Origin of the sequence: Sphingomonas sp. GM_Shp_1, assembly GCF_026540895.1 — a bacterium.
In the GTDB taxonomy this organism is placed as follows: domain Bacteria; phylum Pseudomonadota; class Alphaproteobacteria; order Sphingomonadales; family Sphingomonadaceae; genus Sphingomonas.
Genome location: NZ_JALNUR010000072.1, coordinates 1 through 2482 on the forward strand (window position 1 = coordinate 1; position 2482 = coordinate 2482).

The window sequence follows — 2482 nt, forward strand, 5'->3', positions numbered from 1 at the left end:
AGTAAGCGTGGCGTGGAGGCCGCAGATTATGCTGCTTGTGCGGTCGACTGATCTACCTGCGGCATCCAATTCCAGGGCATGAGTTCGTCCCATCGGCTGGCAGGCCAGTCGCCCGCGACCTTGGCGATAACGTCAGCGATATAGGCCTGCGGGTCGACGCCGTTCGCCTTGCAGGTCTGGATGACGGTGTAGATGGCAGCGGCCCGTTCGCCACCTGCGCGCGAACCGGCGAACAGCCAGTTGCGGCGTCCAATGGCAACACCGCGCAGTGCACGCTCCGCGATATTGTTGTCGATTTCCAGACGACCCTCACCCAGGAAGCGCGACAGTGCCTGCCAGCGCTTGGTGCCGTAGGCGATGGCTTTGGCCATGTCGGACCTGGGCGACAGATGGCGAAGGGCGGCGTCGAGCACCTCGCGCAGGGCCTCGACCAGCGGTTTGCTCCGCTCCTGCCTGACACAACACCGTATGTCGGGCGGCTGGCCGCGCACCTCGGCCTCGACGGCATAGATCGCTCCGATCCGCTCGAGAATGTCGGTGGTCAGCGGCGTGGGCGACCGCTCGTGCAGATCGAAGACCTTGCGCCGGAAGTGTGCCCAGCACGCGACTTCGGTCACGCCACCACGATACAGTCCGTCATAACCGGCATAGGCATCGGCCTGAAGGAAACCGCGGAAGCCGGCGAGATGGGCCATCGGGTGCGCGGCCGTGCGGTCGGGCGTGAAGCGATACCAGGTCGCGCGCGGCGCCGTGCCGCCGGACGCCTGGTCGTCGGCTGCGTACACCCATAGCCGCCCGGTCGCGGTCTTCCCCCGGCCGGGGTCGAGCACCGGCACGGGCGTGTCGTCGGCATGGATCTTGTCGGCCTTGAGCACCTCGTCACGGATGCGGCTGACGATGGGGTCGAGGAGCACCGCGGCCTGTCCGGTCCAGCCCGCCAGCGTCGAGCGGTCGATGTCGAGCCCTTGCGCGGCCATCATCTCGGCCTGGCGGTAAAGCGGCAAATGGTGGTCGAACTTTGAGACGACGACGTGCGCCAGCGTGGCGAAGGTGGCCTTGCCACGCGCCACGGCCCTGACCGGGACGGGAGCCTGGACGATCTTGTCGCAGGAACGGCAGCTGTATTTGGGGCGGACGTTGCGCACGACCCGCCAGCGCACCGGCACGATGTCGAGCATCTCGTGTGCGTCCGAGCCGAGCGGGCGCAACGCGCCGCCACAGTCCGGGCAGGTGCAGGCACCCGATGCCGGCTCATGGATGACGTCCTCGCGTGGCAGATGTGCGGGCAGACTGCGGACGGGCACCGGCCGAACCGCCACGCCGCTGTCGGCCATCTCAGGCCCAGGCGCGTTGCGCTCCGTCTCCAGTTCCTCCAGCGCCAGTTCGAGCTGCTCGATCTCGCGGCCGAGCTTTTCGGACGAGGCACCGAACTGCATCCGCCGCAGCCGGGCGATCTGTCCGCGCAGGGTATCGATGAGCAGATCGCGGGCGGCGAGCGCGGCATTGGCCCGGGCGAGTAAGGCCTCCAGCGCGGCGATCCGCGCGGTGGCATCTGCAGGGGAAACAGGCGCTTCCGACACGCTGTCTTCATAGCAGATTGCAGGTCGGCGAGCGAGCAAAAGCGGCGTAAAACCGCCGTTCTCACCCCGCCAGCGTCGGCGTAAACGTCCGCTCGGGCCGACGCCAGTCGATGCCCTCCAGCAGCATCGACAATTGCGCCGGCGTCAGCACCACCGTGCCGGTCGCGGTCACCGGCCAGACGAAGCGGCCCCGGTCCAGCCGCTTGGAAAACAGGCAAAGTCCCTGGCCATCGAACCACAACAGCTTGACCAGATGACCCCGCTTGCCCCGGAACGCGAACAACGCTCCGGAATGCGGGTTCTGCACCAGCACCTGCTGCACCAGCACCGCCAAACCATCGAACCCCTTGCGCATGTCGGTCACGCCGCATGCCAGGAACACCCGCGTCGGCAACGGCACCGGGCTCATCGCAGCACCGACAGCACCCGTGCCAGCGCCCCTGCATCCACGGCAGCATCTACGCTCACCCGCACGCCACCCGGCAGTTCGATATGGATGAACCCCGGTGGACATGGTGCCGGCTGCGGTGTCCGCACGACCGGTTCCGCCACCTGCACTTCGGCGAATACCGGCAACGACGGCACGGCACTCGCCAGCTTGCCCTCCCGCAACTGCTTGCGCCACGTGTAGATCAGGCTGCTCGACACCTCACGCCGGGCGATGACGTCGCAAACCCGCACCCCCGGCCGGAACGCCTCCGCCAGGATCTCCAGCTTCTCCGCGTCCGACCATCGCCGTCGACCCGACACACGGCCGACCACCTCCATCCGACCAGTCATACGAGTGCTCGTATGACCTGTCGTAGAACCGAAAACTTCCCGCACCGCCCGCGCCCTCGTCAAAGGCGACAAGCATCCTGACCGCCAGCGCTACCGCAAGGCGGCCTGCTGACCACGCTTAC

Annotated in this window: 3 protein-coding genes; all 3 read right to left on the reverse strand. The window is 67.4% G+C overall.

Features of this window, described 5'->3' with window-relative positions; genetic code table 11:
- Window positions 1–26: 26 nt before the first annotated feature.
- Genes OXQ33_RS17400 through OXQ33_RS17410 form a run of 3 tightly spaced genes read right to left on the reverse strand, consistent with a single transcriptional unit; the run spans window position 27 to window position 2360 of the window.
- The gene (locus tag OXQ33_RS17400; protein WP_267436062.1) at window positions 27–1598 is read right to left on the reverse strand and encodes an IS66 family transposase; all 1572 of its coding nucleotides are present in this window, start codon (window positions 1596–1598) and stop codon (window positions 27–29) included.
- Window positions 1599–1641: 43 nt separating this feature from the next.
- Window positions 1642–1989 (reverse strand): IS66 family insertion sequence element accessory protein TnpB, encoded by a 348-nt coding sequence (gene tnpB / locus OXQ33_RS17405; protein ID WP_267436059.1) that lies wholly within the window; start codon window positions 1987–1989, stop codon window positions 1642–1644.
- The gene (locus tag OXQ33_RS17410) at window positions 1986–2360 is read right to left on the reverse strand and encodes a transposase (RefSeq protein ID WP_267436060.1); all 375 of its coding nucleotides are present in this window, start codon (window positions 2358–2360) and stop codon (window positions 1986–1988) included. Before OXQ33_RS17410 ends, tnpB begins: the two co-directional genes overlap by 4 nt.
- Window positions 2361–2482: the final 122 nt, after the last annotated feature.